This is a genomic window from Pseudomonas putida (genome assembly GCF_016406145.1).
GTDB lineage: Bacteria > Pseudomonadota > Gammaproteobacteria > Pseudomonadales > Pseudomonadaceae > Aquipseudomonas > Aquipseudomonas putida_E.
Map to the genome: position 1 here is coordinate 1,977,431 of NZ_CP066306.1, position 17,578 is coordinate 1,995,008.

A 17,578-nucleotide genomic window follows, 5' to 3' on the forward strand; every position below is an offset into this window, starting at 1 on the left:
TATCAGGACAGCACAACCATGGCACACGCACCACAAATCAAGATCCCCGCCACCTACATCCGCGGCGGCACCAGCAAAGGCGTGTTCTTCCGCCTGCAAGACCTCCCTGAACCAGCTCAAGCCCCAGGGCCGGCCCGTGACGCACTGCTACTGCGGGTCATCGGCAGCCCTGACCCCTATGCCAAGCAGATCGACGGCATGGGTGGCGCCACTTCAAGCACCAGCAAAACCGTGATCCTGTCGCAAAGCACCAGGCCCGACCACGACGTCGACTACCTGTTCGGCCAGGTAGCCATCGACAAGGCCTTCGTCGACTGGAGCGGCAACTGCGGCAACCTGTCTGCTGCTGTCGGCTCGTTCGCCATCAGCAGTGGCTTGGTCGAGCCGTCGCGCATCCCGCGCAATGGCGTTGCCACCGTGCGTATCTGGCAGGCCAATATAGGCAAGACCATCATCGCTCATGTGCCGATCACCGAGGGCCAAGTGCAGGAAACCGGCGACTTCGAGCTCGACGGTGTGACGTTCCCGGCGGCAGAGGTGCAACTGGAATTCCTTGATCCGGCGGCCGATGAGGGTGAAGGCGGCGGTGCGATGTTCCCTACCGGTAACCTGGTGGATGACCTGGAAGTGCCCGGTGTCGGTACCTTCAAAGCCACCTTGATCAACGCCGGTATCCCGACCATTTTCGTCAATGCCTCCGATATCGGTTATGCCGGCACCGAGCTGCAGGATGCGATCAACGGCGATGCGCAAGCGCTGACGCGTTTCGAGGCGATCCGTGCCCATGGCGCCGTGCGCATGGGGCTGATCGAACATGTCGACCAGGCGGCCGGGCGTCAGCACACGCCGAAGGTGGCTTTCGTTGCGCCGCCAAGCACCTACACTGCGTCCAGTGGCAAGGCTGTCGAGGCGGCTGACATCGACCTGCTGGTGCGTGCACTTTCCATGGGCAAGTTGCACCACGCGATGATGGGTACTGCTGCGGTGGCCATCGGTACCGCTGCTGCCATTCCAGGTACGCTGGTCAACCTCGCTGCTGGCGGGGGCGAGCGCAGTGCCGTGCGCTTCGGCCATCCCTCCGGCACCTTGCGGGTCGGGGCTCAGGCCAGCCAGGTGGATGGCGAGTGGACGGTCACCAAGGCAATCATGAGTCGTAGTGCCCGGGTGTTGATGGAAGGCTGGGTAAGGGTGCCTGGCGACAGCTTCTGACGCACCATTGGCGCTTGGCTTTGAATCAGCAAGGCCGCTGCGCGGCCCATCGCCGGCAAGCCGGTGCCTGCAGTGGTCTTGTGGGCGCCGGCTTGCCGGCGATGGGCTGCGTAGCAGCCCCAATCAAAGGAGCTGCAAATGAGCGCCAACGTAGACCTGAACGAGCGCCCTGACTATGACGTGGTGCTGCAAACCCTTGCCGATTACGTTCTCACCTACCGCGTCGAGTCCCCCGAGGCGTTGGACACCGCGCGCAGTTGCCTGATGGACACCTTGGGCTGCGGCCTGCTGGCCCTGCGCTTTCCAGAGTGCACCAAGCACCTCGGCCCGCTGGTGGAGGGCACAGTGGTACCCAACGGCGCCCGGGTGCCCGGCACCAGTTACCGGCTCGATCCGGTCAAGGCCGCCTGGGATATCGGCTGCACCGTACGTTGGCTTGATTACAACGACACCTGGCTTGCCGCAGAGTGGGCCCACCCTTCCGATAACCTAGGGGGGATCCTTGCGGTAGCTGATCACTTGTCGCAAAAACGGGTGGCCAAGGGTGAAGGCCCGCTGTTCATGCGCGAAGTGCTCGAGGCCATGGTCATGGCCCATGAGATACAGGGTGTGCTGGCGCTGGAAAACGCCTTCAATCGCGTCGGCCTGGACCACGTGCTGCTGGTCAAGGTGGCCTCCACAGCCGTGTGCGCCAAGTTGATGGGTGCCAATCGTGAACAACTGCTCTCGGCCTTGTCCCACGCCTTTGTCGATGGCCAGGCGCTGCGCACCTACCGTCATGCACCCAACGCCGGCTCACGCAAGTCGTGGGCTGCCGGTGATGCTTCCAGCCGGGGCGTACGCCTGGCCGATATCGCGCTGCGTGGCGAGATGGGTGTGCCCGGGGTGCTGACCGCGCCGCAGTGGGGTTTTTATGATGTGTCGTTCAGCCATACCAACAAGGACCTGGCGCTCAAGCCTTCTGCCCAGCAGGCGCTGCGCATACCGCAGGCGTTGGCCAGCTACGTGATGGAGAACGTGTTGTTCAAGGTCAGTTTCCCGGCCGAGTTCCACGCCCAGACCGCCTGCGAAGCCGCTGTGAGCCTGCACCCGCAAGTGCGCAACCGTCTGCACGAAGTCGACCGTATCGTCATCACGACCCAGGAATCAGCCATTCGCATCATTTCCAAGGTCGGCCCGCTGGCCAATGCTGCTGACCGCGACCACTGCCTGCAGTACATGGTGGCGGTGCCGCTTATATTCGGCCATCTGGTGGCCGAGCATTACGAAGATGCCTTCCACGCCGCCCACCCGAGCATCGACCGTCTGCGCGAAAAGATGGAGGTGGTCGAGGACCCTCGTTTCAGCCGCGAATACCTGGAGCCGGACAAGCGCTCGATCGCCAATGGCTTGCAGGTGTTCTTCAAGGATGGCAGCAGTACCGAACAGGTGGTGGTGGAATACCCGGTCGGGCACCGGCGCCGGCGCGGGGAGGGCATCCCCTTGCTGGAGGCCAAGTTCAGGGACAACCTGGCGACGCGGTTTGCGCCCCAGCGTTGCCTGGAGATTTTCGAGCTGTGCGAGGATCAACAGCGGCTGGAGGGTACGGCGGTACACCGGTTTGTGGATTTGTTCGTGACCTGAGGCGAGCAAGAGCAATAAAAAACCCCGGCATTCATGCCGGGGTTTTTCTTGAAGCGTACTGCTGATTACGCTTGGACAACCGGGATCTTGGCGTTGGCCGCAGCTTCGCGGAACTCAGCGATCTGGTCGAAGCTCAGGTAGCGGTAAACGTCGGCAGCCATGCTGTCGATGTCTTTCGCGTACTGCATGTACTCCTCGACGGTCGGCAGCTTGCCGATGATCGATGCGACAGCCGCCAGCTCGGCCGATGCCAGGTAGACGTTGGTGGCGTCGCCCAGGCGGTTCGGGAAGTTACGGGTCGAGGTGGAGACCACGGTCGAACCGGTCTGCACGCGTGCCTGGTTACCCATGCACAGCGAGCAGCCTGGCATTTCCATGCGCGCACCGGCCTTGCCGTAGATGCCGTAGTAGCCTTCTTCGGTCAGCTGGTGGGCGTCCATCTTGGTTGGCGGAGCCAGCCACAGACGGGTCGGAATACCGCCCTTGACCTTCTCCAGCAGCTTGCCGGCAGCGCGGAAGTGGCCGATGTTGGTCATGCACGAACCGATGAATACTTCGTCGATCTTCTCGCCCTGTACCGACGACAGCAGGCGGGCGTCGTCCGGGTCGTTCGGCGCGCAGAGCACAGGCTCCTTGACGTCGGCCAGGTCGATTTCGATGATTTCGGCGTATTCGGCATCGGCGTCAGCCGACAGCAGCTCAGGCTTGGCCAGCCAGGCTTCCATGGCCTGGGCGCGACGCTCCAGGGTGCGGGCATCGCCGTAGCCTTCGCCGATCATCCAGCGCAGCAGGGTGATGTTCGACTTCAGGTACTCGGCGATTGCCTTTTCCGGCAGCTTGATGGTGCAGCCGGCAGCGGAACGCTCGGCCGAGGCGTCGGACAGTTCGAACGCTTGCTCGACGGTCAGTTCGTCCAGGCCTTCGATTTCCAGGATGCGGCCGGAGAAGGCGTTTTTCTTGCCTTTCTTCTCGACGGTCAGCAGGCCCTGCTGGATGGCGTAGTAAGGGATGGCATGTACCAGGTCACGCAGGGTGATGCCTGGCTGCAGTTTGCCCTTGAAGCGCACCAGGATCGACTCTGGCATGTCCAGCGGCATGACGCCGGTAGCGGCGGCGAAGGCCACCAGGCCGGAACCGGCCGGGAACGAGATGCCGATCGGGAAACGGGTGTGCGAGTCACCACCGGTACCGACGGTGTCAGGCATCAGCATGCGGTTCAGCCAGCTGTGGATGATGCCGTCGCCTGGGCGCAGCGACACGCCGCCACGGGTGCGGATGAAGTCTGGCAGGGTGTGGTGGGTAGTGACATCGATCGGCTTTGGATAGGCTGCGGTGTGGCAGAACGACTGCATCACCAGGTCAGCGGAGAAGCCCAGGCACGCCAGGTCTTTCAGCTCGTCGCGGGTCATCGGGCCAGTGGTGTCCTGGGAGCCGACGGTGGTCATCTTCGGCTCGCAGTAAGCACCTGGGCGCACGCCCTGGCCTTCCGGCAGGCCGCAGGCACGGCCGACCATTTTCTGTGCCAGGGTGAAGCCCTTGCCGGAATCGGCAGGCTGCTCTGGCTTCTTGAACAGGTCGGATGCACCCAGGCCCAGCTCGGCTCGGGCTTTTTCGGTCAGGCCACGGCCGACGATCAGCGGGATGCGGCCGCCAGCGCGGACTTCATCCAGCAGTACTTCGGTTTTCAGCTCGAAGCTGGTGACCAGCTCGTCGCTGTCGTGCCGGCGTACTTCACCTTTGTATGGGTAAACGTCGATGACGTCGCCCATGCCCAGGTTGGTGCAGTCGAATTCGATCGGCAGGGCGCCGGCGTCTTCCATGGTGTTGTAGAAGATCGGGGCGATCTTGGTGCCGAAGCAGAAGCCACCGGCGCGCTTGTTCGGCACGTACGGGATGTCGTCGCCGAAGAACCACAGCACCGAGTTGGTGGCGGATTTGCGCGAAGACCCGGTACCGACCACGTCACCGACGTAGGCGACCGGGAAGCCTTTGGCCTTGACCGCTTCGATCTGCGCCAGCGGACCGACAGAGCCCGGCTGCTGTGGCTCGATGCCGTCGCGGGCCATTTTCAGCATGGCCAGGGCGTGCAGCGGGATGTCAGGGCGCGACCAGGCGTCCGGGGCAGGGGACAGGTCGTCGGTGTTGGTTTCGCCGGGCACCTTGAACACGGTCAGGGTGTACTTGTCGGCGATGGCCGGACGCGAGGTGAACCACTCGCCGGCAGCCCAGGATTCCAGCACGGCCTTGGCGTGAGCATTGCCTGCCTTGGCTTTTTCGGCCACGTCGTGGAAGGCATCGAACATCAGCAGGGTGTGCTTGAGCTTTTCGGCCGCGACGGCGCCCAGTTCGGCGTCATCCAGCAGCGCGACCAGCGTTTCGATGTTGTAGCCGCCCTGCATGGTGCCCAGCAGCTCGGTGGCGTGCTTGCGGTCGATCAGTGGCGAGTTGGCTTCACCCTTGGCCACGGCAGACAGGAAAGCAGCCTTGACGTAGGCAGCTTCGTCGACTCCTGGTGGAACGCGGTGGGTGATCAGGTCTACGAGGAAGGCTTCTTCGCCGGCCGGCGGGTTTTTCAGCAGCTCGACCAGGCCTGCAGTTTGTTCGGCGTTCAGCGGCTGGGGCACGATACCCAGGGCGGCACGCTCTTCGATGTGTTTGCGGTAGGCTTCAAGCACAGTTATTACCCTCATCAGTGGTCCCTAAAGGGAGTCCGGGACGCTCATCCAGCATTCTCTGCACCCATGCGCCATCACGGCTTCTTGGGCCGCCCAGCCAGGGTCGCAGAGAATCCTTACAGAAGCTGCTTTCAAAGTTTTACGCCTGCAGAACGGGGGCTGATGAGGGCTGGCACGGGCATGCGAGGGGTGCATGGCCCGGGCCAACGCCGTTCTACCGGATCAACTGTGCTCGTGACGCTTTGAAAACAGCTTCCAACGGACATTGTTGCCTTGAAAAGGCGGGATGATTCTACGGCAAATTGTCGCAGAAGGTAAGGCGGCGAACATGACTTTAACGAGTGACCCTGGTTAGACAAAGGGCTAACATGGGCCTGTGTTCCACCGCCAAGCCGTTGTTTTTCCATGCCCAACCAGTCCATCAAGACCCCTTGCGTCGGCCTTTGCTCCACGGTTTATGGAGACACGGTGTGCCGTGGCTGCAAGCGCTTCCATCATGAAGTCATCCACTGGAACGGCTACGACGACGATCAGAAACGTGCCGTTTTGCTGCGCCTGGAACAGTTGCTGGTGCAGGTGATGATGGCCAAGCTGGAAGTGTTTGATGCAAACCTGCTGCGTCAGCAACTGCAGCAGCGCTCCATACGCTTTGTCGAGCAGCAGTCTGAGTATTGTTGGGCGTATCAGCTGATTGCACGCGGTGCCCGCCTGATTCGCGACCTGGAAGCCTACGGGATGGCGTTGCTGCCCGAGTTTCGTGACTGGGAGCTGCCGCAGTTGCGCGATGCCATCGACCGGGAATTCTTTTTGTTGTCCGAGGCGCATTACCAGCGCTATATCGCGCCCGGGTTCCTGCGTGCCGAACTGAGGTAAGCCTTCTTTCTGCTCCATGCCTTGAAAGGGCGCCATTGTGCGTTTTTATCGAGCGTATGGAGTACGGATGATGGTGGAGCTGTGTTTTGAACCGCTGCTGAGTTTTACCGCGACATGCCGCTGGCAATTGCTGGATACACCGTTGCCGGCCGCCCGGTTTGACGATGATGAAATCACCCGGCCGTTCTGGGTCGAATTCGATGACTGGAACGGTGACGATGGTTGGCTGATGACCAGCCTGGACTATGGCGAAGAAATGTTGCAATCGTTCCTGATTGACTCGCTGTGGGGACGCGAGGATCGTCAGCGTGCGTTTTGTGACAGTTTCTGGTTTGGCGTCTATCGACTTGCAACTGGCTTCGTTTACGAGATCCGCCCGGCATATGAGGGCAATAACCTCGACCGATGGCCTTCACTGGAATACTGGCTCGACGTCAGTCGAAACGGTTATCTGGGCTTTTACCCGGCGCGTTCGGATGCGGGTGTGTGCAAGGACGACCCAGCCAGTCTGGTGTTGCGAGACCCCTTCGGGACATCTGTGGTGCTACCCGCCGACCCGCCTACCGATCTGGAGACGGCACTGTACAAGCTGACCGCCGGGCGCCGGACGCCGTTGTGGTACATCCCTGGCCTGGATCCGCAGCGGTTGCAAGAAGGGCAATTGCTCTTGAACATGAAGCTTTACAGTGCGGACGGGCGGCAAGTGAGGCGACGGGTGGAGCGGGTTGCATACCTTAACAACCGTCGAGGCGAGCGCGGCCAGTTCAGCCTGCAGGTGTCGAACCCTTGTGTGCCTCCTCACCCTCGCCCGCTCGTTGCCACGCCTTGACCTGTGCTCGTGTAGCGCAGCGCCAATCAATCGCCGCTGTATTCGCAGCCGCTGGTGCAGGTTTCATGAATACGCACCTTGGACAGCTCCGGCAGCAGCGGCTTGACCTGCTCCCAGATCCACTTGGCGATGACTTCGCTGGTGGGGTTTTCCAGGCCTGGAATATCGTTGAGGTAGTTGTGGTCCAACTGCTCGTAGATCGGCTTGAAGATCGCCTTGATCTCGGAAAAGTCGCGGATCCAGCCGGTGTGCGGGTCAAGCGGGCCGGTCAGGTGCAGGCCGACCTTGAACGAGTGGCCATGCAGGCGGCCGCATTTGTGCCCGGCAGGGACGTTAGGCAGGCGGTGGGCCGATTCGAAGGTAAATTCCTTAAAGATTTCCACGGTCAGAACTCTGTGTGTATCGAAGATGCGCGCAGTCTACCAGCATGGTCGCTACAAGGCTTGCAGGCGTTCGTGCAGCCGCCCGGTGGCGATCAGCTCCAGCAGTTCGTCACCCAGCCGCTGGCTTTCGGCAATGGCCTGGTACCAGTAGCGTTTGCGGCTGGGTGCATCGCCCATGAAGCGCTTGAAGTCGTTGCGGTCGGGCAGCTTGCCGAAGGGCAGTGCGGCCAGGTATTGCGGTGACGGCGTCACCAACAGCACATTGCGCAGGCGTGTGGCATCGCCCTTGCGCCATGGCAGCGCTTTGTCGAACCAGCCTGGCACGACCTTGTCGGTGAAGTGCGGGTAAAGCACCAGGTCGTCGCCGCGGTATGGCAGGTCAAGGTGATAGTCGAGCAAACCGCCGTCGCGATAGGTGCCCGCACCGGCACCGGGGATGTCGCGCACACCTTCCATGACCATCGGAATCGAGCCGGAAGCGAGCAGGGCATGGCGCAGGTTGCCCAGGCCCAGTGGCAGATAGCGTGAGGGAAAGTCTATGAGCTGATCCAGCGGCGGGGTGGCACGCTCATCGTGCAGGATGATCCGTTCAAAATGCCGTGCCAGGCGTGAGCGCCCCAGCAGGTTGCTGGCGATCACCGAGCCAAGACCCATCCCCAACCGGCCGCGGTGGTCGTGGGCAAGATGGCCGTGGCTCTTCACCACCAGGATGTTCAGGCGGTAGTGCGGGTTAGCCAGGATCTGCCCATCGCGCCCTTGCAGCAGGTCGTCGAGCATCTGCTGGCAGCTGCGGCTGATCTGGGCTGCGGTCACACCTTTGGCGAAGTCCTGTTCGGTATACAGCTCGCCGAGGCGGCGGATGCCTGCGACCGGGTCGTCAAGGCAGGCGCTGGCGAAACGCCAGGAGCCGATCGATGCGCCAATCAATGCCCGCTGGCGAGGGGCCGATGGCAGCCACTCGCCAAACAGCGCCAGGTCCAATCCCTGAATCCCCAGCGGCTTGGGCCCGCCAGCGGCGCCTGGCACCACACCGACGTCCGCTGCCTGCAACCCGCGTTCGCGGATCTGCTGCAGGGCACGTTTGCCGGCCTTCAGGGTCAGAGCCGGGTACTTGATATGGATGGCGCTCATGGACGGCCTCGCAACTCACAGGAGGGCCATTATAGGGAGTCGCTGGTTGATGCGCTGCGCTATCATGGCGCCAGCTATTTTCAGGTTGAGTTAAGGACCGGTGGATAATCTTAACTCCGTAGACAAATTGCACATCTCGATGGAGAGAACCTGATGAAAACTCTGACTGCCATTTTCACTGCCGCTGCGCTTGCTTTCGGTGCCAACGTTGCCCTGGCCAAGGACGTCCAGCCTGACGAAGTGGTAAAGCTTGTGAATGCCAAGACCATCAAGTCGCTGGATGAGCTCAAGGCCACTGCCGTTGCCAAGCACCCGGGCGCCACCGTCACCGATTCGGAGCTGGAAAACGAATACGGTCGCTACATCTACAAGGTCGAGATGCGTGACACCCAGAACGTCGAATGGGACGTTGACCTGGACGCCAAGACCGGTGAAGTGCTGAAGGACGAACAGGACCGCTGATGATCCACTTGACCCGGTCGGCGCGCTACCTGGCACTCTCGCTGCTGGCCGTCTGTTCCTTGGCTGTTGCTCGCGACCTGGATCAGGATGAGGCCCTGCAGTTGCGTCAGAAAGGCGTGATTCTGCCGCTCGAGCAACTGCTCGAGACCGCCCTGGGGCGTCACCCCGGGGCGCGGTTGCTGGAGGCGGAGCTGGAAGAAGACGATGATCGCTACGAATACGAAGTCGAGCTGCTGACCACGGAAGGTGTGGTGCGCGAGATCAAGCTCGATGCCAGCACCGGTGCCCTGCTCAAAGACGAGGAAGACGACTGAATGCGCCTGTTGCTTGTCGAGGACAACGTTCCCCTGGCTGACGAGTTGATTGCCGGCCTGCAGCGCCAGGGCTACGCCGTGGATTGGCTGGCTGACGGCCGGGACGCGGTATACCAGGGCCAGAGCGAGCCCTACGACCTGATCATTCTGGACCTCGGCCTGCCGGGGTTGCCGGGCCTGGAGGTGCTGGCGCAGTGGCGTGCCGCGGGTCTGGCAACGCCGGTGCTGATCCTGACCGCGCGAGGCTCGTGGGCCGAGCGCATCGAGGGGTTGAAGGCCGGTGCGGACGACTACCTGAGCAAGCCCTTCCACCCTGAAGAGCTGCAGTTGCGCATTCAGGCGCTGCTGCGCCGGGCGAAGGGCCTTGCCAACCAGCCCAGGCTCGAAGCTGCCGGGTTGCATCTGGACGAAAGCCGCCAGTGCGTGAGCCGCGAAGGGGTTGATATCCAGTTGACCGCTGCTGAATTCCGCCTGTTGCGTTACTTCATGCTGCACCCGCAGCAGATCCTTTCCAAGAGCCACCTGGCCGAGCACTTGTACGACGGTGAAACCGAGCGTGACTCCAACGTGCTCGAAGTGCACGTCAATCATCTGCGCCGCAAGCTGGGCCGCAGCGTCATCGAGACTCGCCGCGGGCAAGGCTACATCTACGCCGGGAGCGCCGGGTGAAATCGATCCAGGCACGCTTGAGCCTGGGCCTTGTAGCCGTATTGGTGGTGGCCGGGGTGGTACTGGCGCAACTTACCTTATGGCTGTTCGAAGCCGGTTTGCAGCGCTATCTGGAAAACGGTCTGCGCAAGGAAAGTGAAAACCTGCTGGTGGCGCTAGTACGTGGGCCTTCGGGGTTGCAGCTGGATGAGCGGCGTATTTCCGCCGCCTACCAACGGCCGTTTTCCGGTTACTACTTCCGCATCGATTTCGACAAGGGCACCTGGCGCTCGCGCTCGCTGTGGGACCTGGACATGCCGAAGCCAGCCGCCCCTGGCCTTTCCGACAGCCACGAACTGGGCCCGGAAGGCCAGCAGTTGCTTGCACTGCGTGCCGATTACCGGCGGCTGGGCCAGGACATTTCGATCAGCGTTGCCCAGGATTACTCGCCTGTGCGCGAGGGGTTCCGGCGCCTGCAGCAGATCGGCCTGGGCATGGGTCTGGTAGCGCTGATCCTGGTGCTGGTGCTGCAGCGCATCACTGTCACCCGCTCGTTGCGCCCGCTGGAGCGGGCGCGTCAGCAGATTGCTCAATTGCAGCAAGGCCAGCGCTCGCAGCTCGATGCCCAAGTGCCCAGCGAACTGGCACCGCTGGTGGGCCAGATCAACCATTTGCTCAGCCATACCGAAGACAGCCTGCGCCGTTCGCGCAACGCGTTGGGTAACCTGGGCCATGCATTGAAGACGCCATTGGCGGTGCTGCTGAGCCTGGCGTCCAGCGAGCGCTTGAATGACTTGCCCGATGTGCGTGCGCAACTGCGCGAGCAGTTGGAGCAGATCCAGCAGCGCCTGGCACGCGAGCTGAACCGGGCGCGCCTGGCCGGGGATGCGCTGCCTGGCGCCCAATTCGACTGCGATACCGAGCTTCCGGGCTTGCTCGCTACCTTGGGCATGATCCATGGCGAAGGCTTGTTGCTCGAGCGCGATGTACCGCCAGGGTTGCTGCTGCCTTGGGACCGGGAGGACTTCCTGGAGCTGCTAGGTAACCTGCTGGATAACGCCTGCAAGTGGGCAGACAGCGAAGTGCGCCTGGGCATAGCCCCGACGACCGAAGGCTATCAAGTGTGGGTCGACGACGACGGTCCGGGCATACCTGAAAGCCAGCGTCTGCAGGTGCTTGAGCGTGGTTCGCGGCTGGATGAGCAAGTGGATGGGCATGGCCTTGGGCTGGGGATCGTGCGGGATATCGTCGATGCCTGGGGTGGGTCTTTGGCCTTGCTCGAGAGCCCTTTGGGTGGTTTGCGGGTGAGTATCGAATTACCGCGCAAGGCGCGCTGATTCTCTCTGGCCCTAGCGCCGGCTAGCAGCACTGCAAAAAAACTGCAGTGCAACCGCATTTTTTTGAATTGGCCCAAGTCCGACACAGGGCGGCACAATCCACTGACGAAACCCTGCGGTTTCCATCTCTTCCACGGACGGAGCCCCTAGGGCCCAGGCCAGTTTGGCTGGGCTTTCTTTTTCATCAGAACCACAAACACGATTACTTGAATGACTGCCTCGCGTTCCGAAAGTCGTCTGCAGCGGCTGTTGCCGTCGCCCCTTAATATTCCTCCAAAACAATGGCTGCGTGCCGGCATCGGCGCGCTGCTCGGTTTGTTCCTCGCTGGCTGGTTGACCGGCATGGCCTACGGGCCTGGCATCGCCTTGCACCTGCTGGGCCCTCTTGCGGCTTCGGCAGTGCTGGTGTTCGCCGTGCATTCCGGCCCGTTGGCTCAGCCCTGGCCGGTGCTGGGCAGCTATGCGCTGGCGGGTGCAGTGGGCCTTGCCATGCGCGAGGGGTTCGGCCCCCACCTGTGGGTTGCGGCGGCTGCCTTGGGCATCTCGCTTTTGCTGATGTGCCTGTTGCGCTGCCTGCACCCGCCGGGTGGCGGTGTTGCGGTGAGCGCGGTGCTGGCCGATTCAGGGCTGACGGCGTTGGGCGACCACCTGCTGGAGCCCGTGTTGCTCAACGCGCTGATTCTGGTGATGGTGGCAGTGGTATACAACCGTTTGACCGGCGTGCATTACCCCAAGGGCGCTGCACCACGCAAGGACCAGCACCACACCCACGACCCCTTGCCCAGCGAGCGGGTCGGGGTCAGTGGTGCGGATCTGGATCAGGCGTTGGAAGAGCTGGGTGAGTTCGTCGACGTCACCCGCGATGAACTGGAGCGCATCATCCTGGCCACCGAGCAGCATGCCCTGCAGCGCAGCCTGGGCGGGATCACCGCAGCGTCGGTGATGTCGCGCGATGTGCAGTTCGCCGCACCCGACACCACCCTGGAACAGGCCTGGAAGATGCTCGCCAGTCATCACCTGAAAACCCTGCCGGTGCTGCAACAGGGCAAGCTGGTGGGTATCGTCAGTCTCAGCGATCTGCTCGGTCCGGCCATGCAGCGTGGCCGGTTCAGCTGGCGGGGGCTTTTCGCGGGCAAGGCCGTGCGTATGGAGCAGGTGATGAGCCGGCAGGTCATCAGTGTCAGCAGCCAGCACCCATTGGAACGCCTGCTGCCCCTGCTGTGCGAGCAAGGGCTGCACTGCCTGCCGGTGATCGATGGCGACCAGTTGGTCGGTGTGATCACCCAGACCGACCTGATCGCCGGCCTTAAGCGCCAGTTGCTCAGTGGCGCTGGCAGCGTTTCAGATCAGCGGGTCCCAGCGTTGTGACCAATCACTGGCGCCGGAGGCCACCAGCCGGCGCAGCATCGCGAAGGCCTGTTGCAGGGCCTCGCTGTCGCGCTTGCGCGGGTATACCAGGAAGGTCGGGTAGGTGAACTCCGGAGCTTGCGGCACCCGCTCGAATACTCCGCTGTCCAGATACGCCTGCACCACGCGGGTACGGAAATAGCCGCTGCCGCCTTTGTCGAGAATGAACTGCAGGGCCAGCGGCCCGAGGTTGAAGCTCAGCGCCGGTCGCGCGCAGTCGGGCAGGGCGGCGTCGTGCTGGCGGCGGAAGGCCTCGCCCCAGTCGATGTAGATGTACGGGTCGGGTTGCTCGACCCGGCGTATGCGGATCAGCTTCTCTTCCATCAACTGCTCTACCTGCAGGCCCGGACCGTAGGTGGGCTGATAGACCAGTGCGGCGTCCAGCAGGCCCATCTCTACCTTGCGCAGCAAGGACTCACCGTCGCTGACCTCGCTGCGGATAGCGTGGCTGGGTAATGCGCAGTGCAAGGCGCTGACCCAGTCGAGCAGCATCGGGTTGCCCAAGCTCACTTCCGCCCCTACGTGCAGCACCTGCTGGCAGCCCTCAGGCAGCGGCAGGTCACGGCGCGCCGCTTCCCACGTCTGCACCAGCTGGTTGGCATAGCTGACGAAGGCTTCGCCATCACTGGTCAGGCTGGCGCCGTTGCGGCTACGCACGAACAGCTGGCAGCCCAGTTGCTGCTCAAGGCGCTGAACGCGGGCGGTAATGGCGGTCTGTGACACGAACAGGCGTTCGGCGGCGGCGACGAGGCTGCCGCACCGTACGACTTCCAGAAAGGTTCGGGCCTGCTCGATATCCATGGGCTGCTCTGTGGCGGGGAGGGTGGCCTATTCTAGAGGCTTTGCACCGTTATGGGGCGCTTTCGCCGACGCTGCAAATCTGCATATGCGTTGTGACTTTAGTCCCATGGCAGCCCGGGCGTGGCGGTCCATACTCAAGGCTCGCCCTTCAATAACAACAAGTACCGGGTTGCCATCAACATGACCTACCAGCACAACTACGCTCATTCCATTGCCGACCCTGCTGCCTTTTGGGCCGAACAGGCCAAACATCTGGCCTGGTACCGCAAACCCACCCTGACGCTGCAGGAAAACCCGGACGGCACCCATCGCTGGTTCGCTGACGGCCGCCTGAACAGCTGCTACCTGGCCCTCGATCGGCAAATCGAGTTGGGCCGTGGCGAGCAGGCGGCGTTGATCTACGACTCCCCCGTGACCGGCGTGCAGCAAACGTTCAGCTACAACCAGCTGCGTGACGAGGTGGCGCGCCTGGCCGGTTTGCTGCGCCAGTTGGGGGTGGGCAAAGGCGATGGAGTGATCATCTACATGCCGATGGTGCCGCAGGCGGCCATGGCCATGCTCGCCTGCGCGCGTATCGGTGCGGTGCACTCGGTGGTGTTCGGTGGTTTTGCAGCCAACGAACTGGCCCTGCGTATCGATGATGCGCGGCCAACCCTTCTGCTGACGGCCTCCTGCGGCCTGGAGTTCGATCGGGTGATCGAGTACAAGCCGCTGGTCGACCGCGCACTGCAACTGGCTCACCATCAGCCGCGCCAGGTGTTGGTGCTGCAGCGGCCCCAGGCTCGCGCCCGGTTGCAGCCAAACCGCGACCTTGACTGGCAGCAAGCGCTGGTAAATGCCGAGCCTGTGCCTGCGGTCGAGCTGGAATCGGCAGACCCGCTTTACATCATGTACACCTCTGGTACCACGGGCAAACCCAAGGGCATCGTCCGTGAGAACGGTGGCAACGCTGTCGCCCTCTGTTATGCCATGCGCCACATCTACGGCATGCACGCCGGTGACGTGTGGTGGGGCATTTCCGATGTGGGCTGGGTGGTCGGTCATTCGCTGATCGTCTATGGGCCACTGATGAGCGGCTGCACCACGGTGTTCTACGAAGGTAAGCCGATCCGCACCCCGGATGCGTCGGCCTATTGGCGTGTGGTTGAGCAGTATGGGGTCAATGCCTTGTTCTGTGCACCGACCGCCATGCGGGCGATCCGTAAGGAGGACCCGGATGGCGAGTTGATCCGGCGACATGACTTGAGCTCGCTGCGCCAGTTGTTCCTGGCGGGGGAAAAGCTCGATTCAAGTACCCACCAATGGCTGGAACGGGTTACCGGCAAGCCGGTGCACGACCATTGGTGGCAGACCGAGACTGGCTGGCCAGTCACCGCGCCATGCGTGGGGCTGGAGGGCAGCGCGGCGCGGCCGGGCTCGAGCAACCGCGCGGTGCCGGGCTATGACGTACGTGTGCTGGATGACGATGGGCACCTGCTGGGCCCGAACCATCAGGGCGCCATCGTCATCGCCCTGCCGCTGCCGCCCGGTTGCAGCCAGACCTTGTGGGGCGATCATGAGCGCTACCTGCAGGCTTATCTGCAGACTTACCCGGGTTACTACCACACCGGTGATGGTGGCTACCTGGATGACGATGGCTTCGTCTACATCATGGGGCGAACCGATGACGTGATCAACGTCTCTGGCCATCGTCTTTCCACCGGTGAGATGGAGGACTTGGTGGCGTGCCACCCTGCGGTGGCCGAATGCGCGGTAATCGGCGTACATGACGAGATCAAGGGCCAGGTGCCCTTGGCGCTGGTGGTGCTCAAGGACGGTGAGGGTATTACCGAGGCGCAACTGTTAGTGGACTTGGTGGGCAGGGTGCGTGAAGAGATCGGCGCGTTGGCGTGCTTCAACCGGGTGCGCTTGGTGAAACGGCTGCCCAAGACCCGCTCGGGCAAGATCCTGCGGGCGGTGCTGCGCAAGATTGCCGATGGCCAGGCATATGTGCCGCCCTCGACACTGGATGATCCAGCGGTATTGCGGGAGATTGAAGCGGTGCTGGCGGATCTCCCCAGGGCAGGCTGACCGGGTTGCCTGGCTAGCCTGGGAATGTGAGGGGTTCAGCCGCTGACATCCTCCGGCCCCACCTGATGCAACTGCCCCAGCCGGCTGCGGGTGCGCATCAGGTCGGCAATAGCCCCGCCCAGGCTTTCGCTCAGCGGCCGCTGCCCGATCACCGTTACCTGCCGGTCCTGGTCGTAGAGCACATCCACCAGGTTGACGAAGCGCTGCTGTGCGGCCAATGAGCACTCGCAGAGGTCATCCAGCCCGTCGATGATCCACGCCTCATAGCGCTGGGCAAGCTGCAGATAATCGACCACCGCTGTGGGCTGCTCACACAGGTCGTCAAACGCAAACATCACTTGCCTGTCATCACTGGCAAGCGCGCGAAGATTGCGTTTGTTCACCTCCAGCGTCAGCGGTTGCGCGGCCGGCACTTTCAGCGCCAGGCGCTGGGCCGCATCGCCTGGCCATACATAATGGCCTTGGGTAAAGCGCTGATGTTCACGGTTGGCCGGCAGGCTCCGAAAGTCTGTGTCACCGCCAACTTCAAGTACCTCCATACGGCCATTGATCAGGCGGATCACCGGCAGGAATCGCTCGTGGTAGAGCGGGTTGGGCAGCAGCCCCTCGGGTGCGTAGTTCGAGGTCACCAGCAGGAAGATGCCGCGCGCGAACAAGGCATTGAACAGGCGGGTGAGGAGCATGGCATCACCGATGTCATGCACATGGAATTCGTCGAAACACAGCACCTGGCAGTCGCCCAGCAATGCGTCCAGCGTCGCGCCCAGGGCATCGTCAAGCAGCCTGTGACAGTGCATGCCCTGGTGCAGGCGGGCAAAAAAATCATGGAAGTGCAGGCGTTTTTTCGCCTCGATCGGCACTGCCTGGAAGAAACCGTCCAGCAGCCAGCTCTTGCCGCGGCCCACTGAACCGTACAAGTAAAGGCTGCGTGGTTCGCCGCCTGGCAAGCGGGCAAGCTGCTCGGCCATGGCCTGAATGACCCGGCGCTGGTCCTCACTGAGCTGATAGCCACGGCTGCGCGCCTTGTCTTCGAACCATGCCAGCAGTTCGCTCTGGTTGGAGGTGGCGGTTCGCAGGCGTTGACCCAGCTGGCGCAGGGGGGAAGGGATCCAGGCTGACAAAAGCTAAGCTCCTTGGGCAAAGGAAGGTCAGCGCGCAGCTTGCCCCAGGTCGGCCCTTTTAACCAATAGAAAAAGTGCGGGGCTTCTATCAGTTGAGCGGATAACTCAAACCCTGCGTTCCAGTTGACGCTCGATCATGTATTTGATGGCCAGCCGGCGTTCCTTGAGTCGGCGCAGATCGTCGTCCTGAAAGTTTCCCGCTGAAATCGCCTCGGCAGCCAGTACCTGGTTGTCGATGTCGACGTATTCGTCAAGCATTCGGTCAAGAGTCTTGTCCTGTTGACGGCGCTGCTGAACGATTTCGCGAGGGTAGTGCAGGTCCTGGTACAGGTCGTGGGAAACAGGCATGGCATCCTCCTTGGTCAATGCAAATTGCTTATCTGATTGGAAGGGCGGAATGCGATTGTGTTGAAGCGAGGCGGTATAAAAGCGACGGATGGTCACTTTGCGGCCTGTGAAAGGCCCGAAAAACACTAACCTGCTGTTTTAAAGCATTTTTTTGCACAAGGGGCTTCCCAGGTGCAGGGAATGTTGTTAAAGTGCCGCGCATTCCAAGACAACAACCCAGTTGTCACTCATTTGGAATGGTCAGAGCAGTTAACGCTGCATCCGATACAGGGGCGTCGCCAAGCGGTAAGGCAGCAGGTTTTGATCCTGCCATGCGTTGGTTCGAATCCAGCCGCCCCTGCCATTTT

16 protein-coding genes and 1 tRNA gene are annotated in these 17,578 nt (G+C 62.3%); 11 read left to right on the forward strand and 6 right to left on the reverse strand.

The features are described 5' to 3' along the window. The first annotated feature begins 18 nt into the window (after positions 1-18). Entirely contained in the window at positions 19-1,209 is a 1,191-nt protein-coding gene (gene prpF / locus JET17_RS09080) for a 2-methylaconitate cis-trans isomerase PrpF (RefSeq protein ID WP_012313679.1), read from the forward strand. 138 nt (positions 1,210-1,347) lie between these two features. Continuing rightward, positions 1,348-2,832 (forward strand): 2-methylcitrate dehydratase, encoded by a 1,485-nt coding sequence (gene prpD / locus JET17_RS09085; protein WP_012313680.1) that lies wholly within the window; start codon positions 1,348-1,350, stop codon positions 2,830-2,832. A gap of 65 nt (positions 2,833-2,897) precedes the next feature. Here prpD and acnB read toward each other — a convergent pair whose 3' ends face one another. After that, positions 2,898-5,507: a bifunctional aconitate hydratase 2/2-methylisocitrate dehydratase gene (gene acnB / locus JET17_RS09090; protein WP_039602878.1), complete on the reverse strand. Its 2,610-nt coding sequence runs from the start codon at positions 5,505-5,507 to the stop codon at positions 2,898-2,900. A 405-nt stretch (positions 5,508-5,912) separates the two neighbouring features. Between acnB and JET17_RS09095 the strand changes: the two genes are divergently transcribed. Further along, complete coding sequence (locus JET17_RS09095) at positions 5,913-6,380, forward strand: DUF1289 domain-containing protein (RefSeq protein WP_012313682.1); 468 nt, start codon at positions 5,913-5,915, stop codon at positions 6,378-6,380. Positions 6,381-6,447: 67 nt separating this feature from the next. Beyond that, entirely contained in the window at positions 6,448-7,209 is a 762-nt protein-coding gene (locus tag JET17_RS09100) for a hypothetical protein (protein ID WP_012313683.1), read from the forward strand. 26 nt (positions 7,210-7,235) lie between these two features. Here JET17_RS09100 and queD read toward each other — a convergent pair whose 3' ends face one another. Further along, positions 7,236-7,592, reverse strand: coding sequence for a 6-carboxytetrahydropterin synthase QueD (gene queD, locus JET17_RS09105; RefSeq protein ID WP_012313684.1), 357 nt, complete (start codon positions 7,590-7,592; stop codon positions 7,236-7,238). 51 nt (positions 7,593-7,643) lie between these two features. Further along, positions 7,644-8,723, reverse strand: coding sequence for a hypothetical protein (locus JET17_RS09110; protein ID WP_012313685.1), 1,080 nt, complete (start codon positions 8,721-8,723; stop codon positions 7,644-7,646). Positions 8,724-8,876: 153 nt separating this feature from the next. Here JET17_RS09110 and JET17_RS09115 point away from each other — a divergent pair, with 153 nt between their 5' ends. The 5 genes from JET17_RS09115 to JET17_RS09135 all read left to right on the forward strand — a co-directional run bounded on the left by JET17_RS09115 (position 8,877) and on the right by JET17_RS09135 (position 12,852). Next, complete coding sequence (locus JET17_RS09115; protein ID WP_012313686.1) at positions 8,877-9,185, forward strand: PepSY domain-containing protein; 309 nt, start codon at positions 8,877-8,879, stop codon at positions 9,183-9,185. After that, positions 9,185-9,499, forward strand: a complete 315-nt coding sequence (locus JET17_RS09120) for a PepSY domain-containing protein (protein WP_012313687.1) — start codon at positions 9,185-9,187, stop codon at positions 9,497-9,499. Before JET17_RS09115 ends, JET17_RS09120 begins: the two co-directional genes overlap by 1 nt. Then, positions 9,500-10,168: a response regulator transcription factor gene (locus tag JET17_RS09125; RefSeq protein ID WP_012313688.1), complete on the forward strand. Its 669-nt coding sequence runs from the start codon at positions 9,500-9,502 to the stop codon at positions 10,166-10,168. Next, positions 10,165-11,484, forward strand: coding sequence for a sensor histidine kinase (locus JET17_RS09130; RefSeq protein WP_012313689.1), 1,320 nt, complete (start codon positions 10,165-10,167; stop codon positions 11,482-11,484). Before JET17_RS09125 ends, JET17_RS09130 begins: the two co-directional genes overlap by 4 nt. Before the next feature lie 210 nt (positions 11,485-11,694). Then, positions 11,695-12,852 carry an HPP family protein gene (locus JET17_RS09135; RefSeq protein WP_012313690.1) on the forward strand — a complete coding sequence of 386 codons (1,158 nt, stop codon included), beginning with the start codon at positions 11,695-11,697 and terminating at the stop codon, positions 12,850-12,852. On the opposite strand, the gene JET17_RS09140 is transcribed toward JET17_RS09135, so the two are convergent. Then, positions 12,826-13,692 carry a LysR family transcriptional regulator gene (locus tag JET17_RS09140; protein ID WP_012313691.1) on the reverse strand — a complete coding sequence of 289 codons (867 nt, stop codon included), beginning with the start codon at positions 13,690-13,692 and terminating at the stop codon, positions 12,826-12,828. The genes JET17_RS09135 and JET17_RS09140 overlap by 27 nt on opposite strands. A gap of 180 nt (positions 13,693-13,872) precedes the next feature. Here JET17_RS09140 and JET17_RS09145 point away from each other — a divergent pair, with 180 nt between their 5' ends. Then, the gene (locus JET17_RS09145) at positions 13,873-15,762 is read left to right on the forward strand and encodes a propionyl-CoA synthetase (RefSeq protein WP_012313692.1); all 1,890 of its coding nucleotides are present in this window, start codon (positions 13,873-13,875) and stop codon (positions 15,760-15,762) included. 35 nt (positions 15,763-15,797) lie between these two features. On the opposite strand, the gene zapE is transcribed toward JET17_RS09145, so the two are convergent. Both zapE and JET17_RS09155 read right to left on the reverse strand, forming a co-directional pair. Beyond that, positions 15,798-16,883: a cell division protein ZapE gene (gene zapE, locus JET17_RS09150; protein ID WP_012313693.1), complete on the reverse strand. Its 1,086-nt coding sequence runs from the start codon at positions 16,881-16,883 to the stop codon at positions 15,798-15,800. A 105-nt stretch (positions 16,884-16,988) separates the two neighbouring features. Then, positions 16,989-17,231 carry a hypothetical protein gene (locus JET17_RS09155; protein WP_012313694.1) on the reverse strand — a complete coding sequence of 81 codons (243 nt, stop codon included), beginning with the start codon at positions 17,229-17,231 and terminating at the stop codon, positions 16,989-16,991. A gap of 268 nt (positions 17,232-17,499) precedes the next feature. On the opposite strand from JET17_RS09155, the gene JET17_RS09160 reads away from it, so the two are divergent. Next, positions 17,500-17,574, forward strand: a tRNA-Gln gene (locus tag JET17_RS09160). Positions 17,575-17,578: the final 4 nt, after the last annotated feature.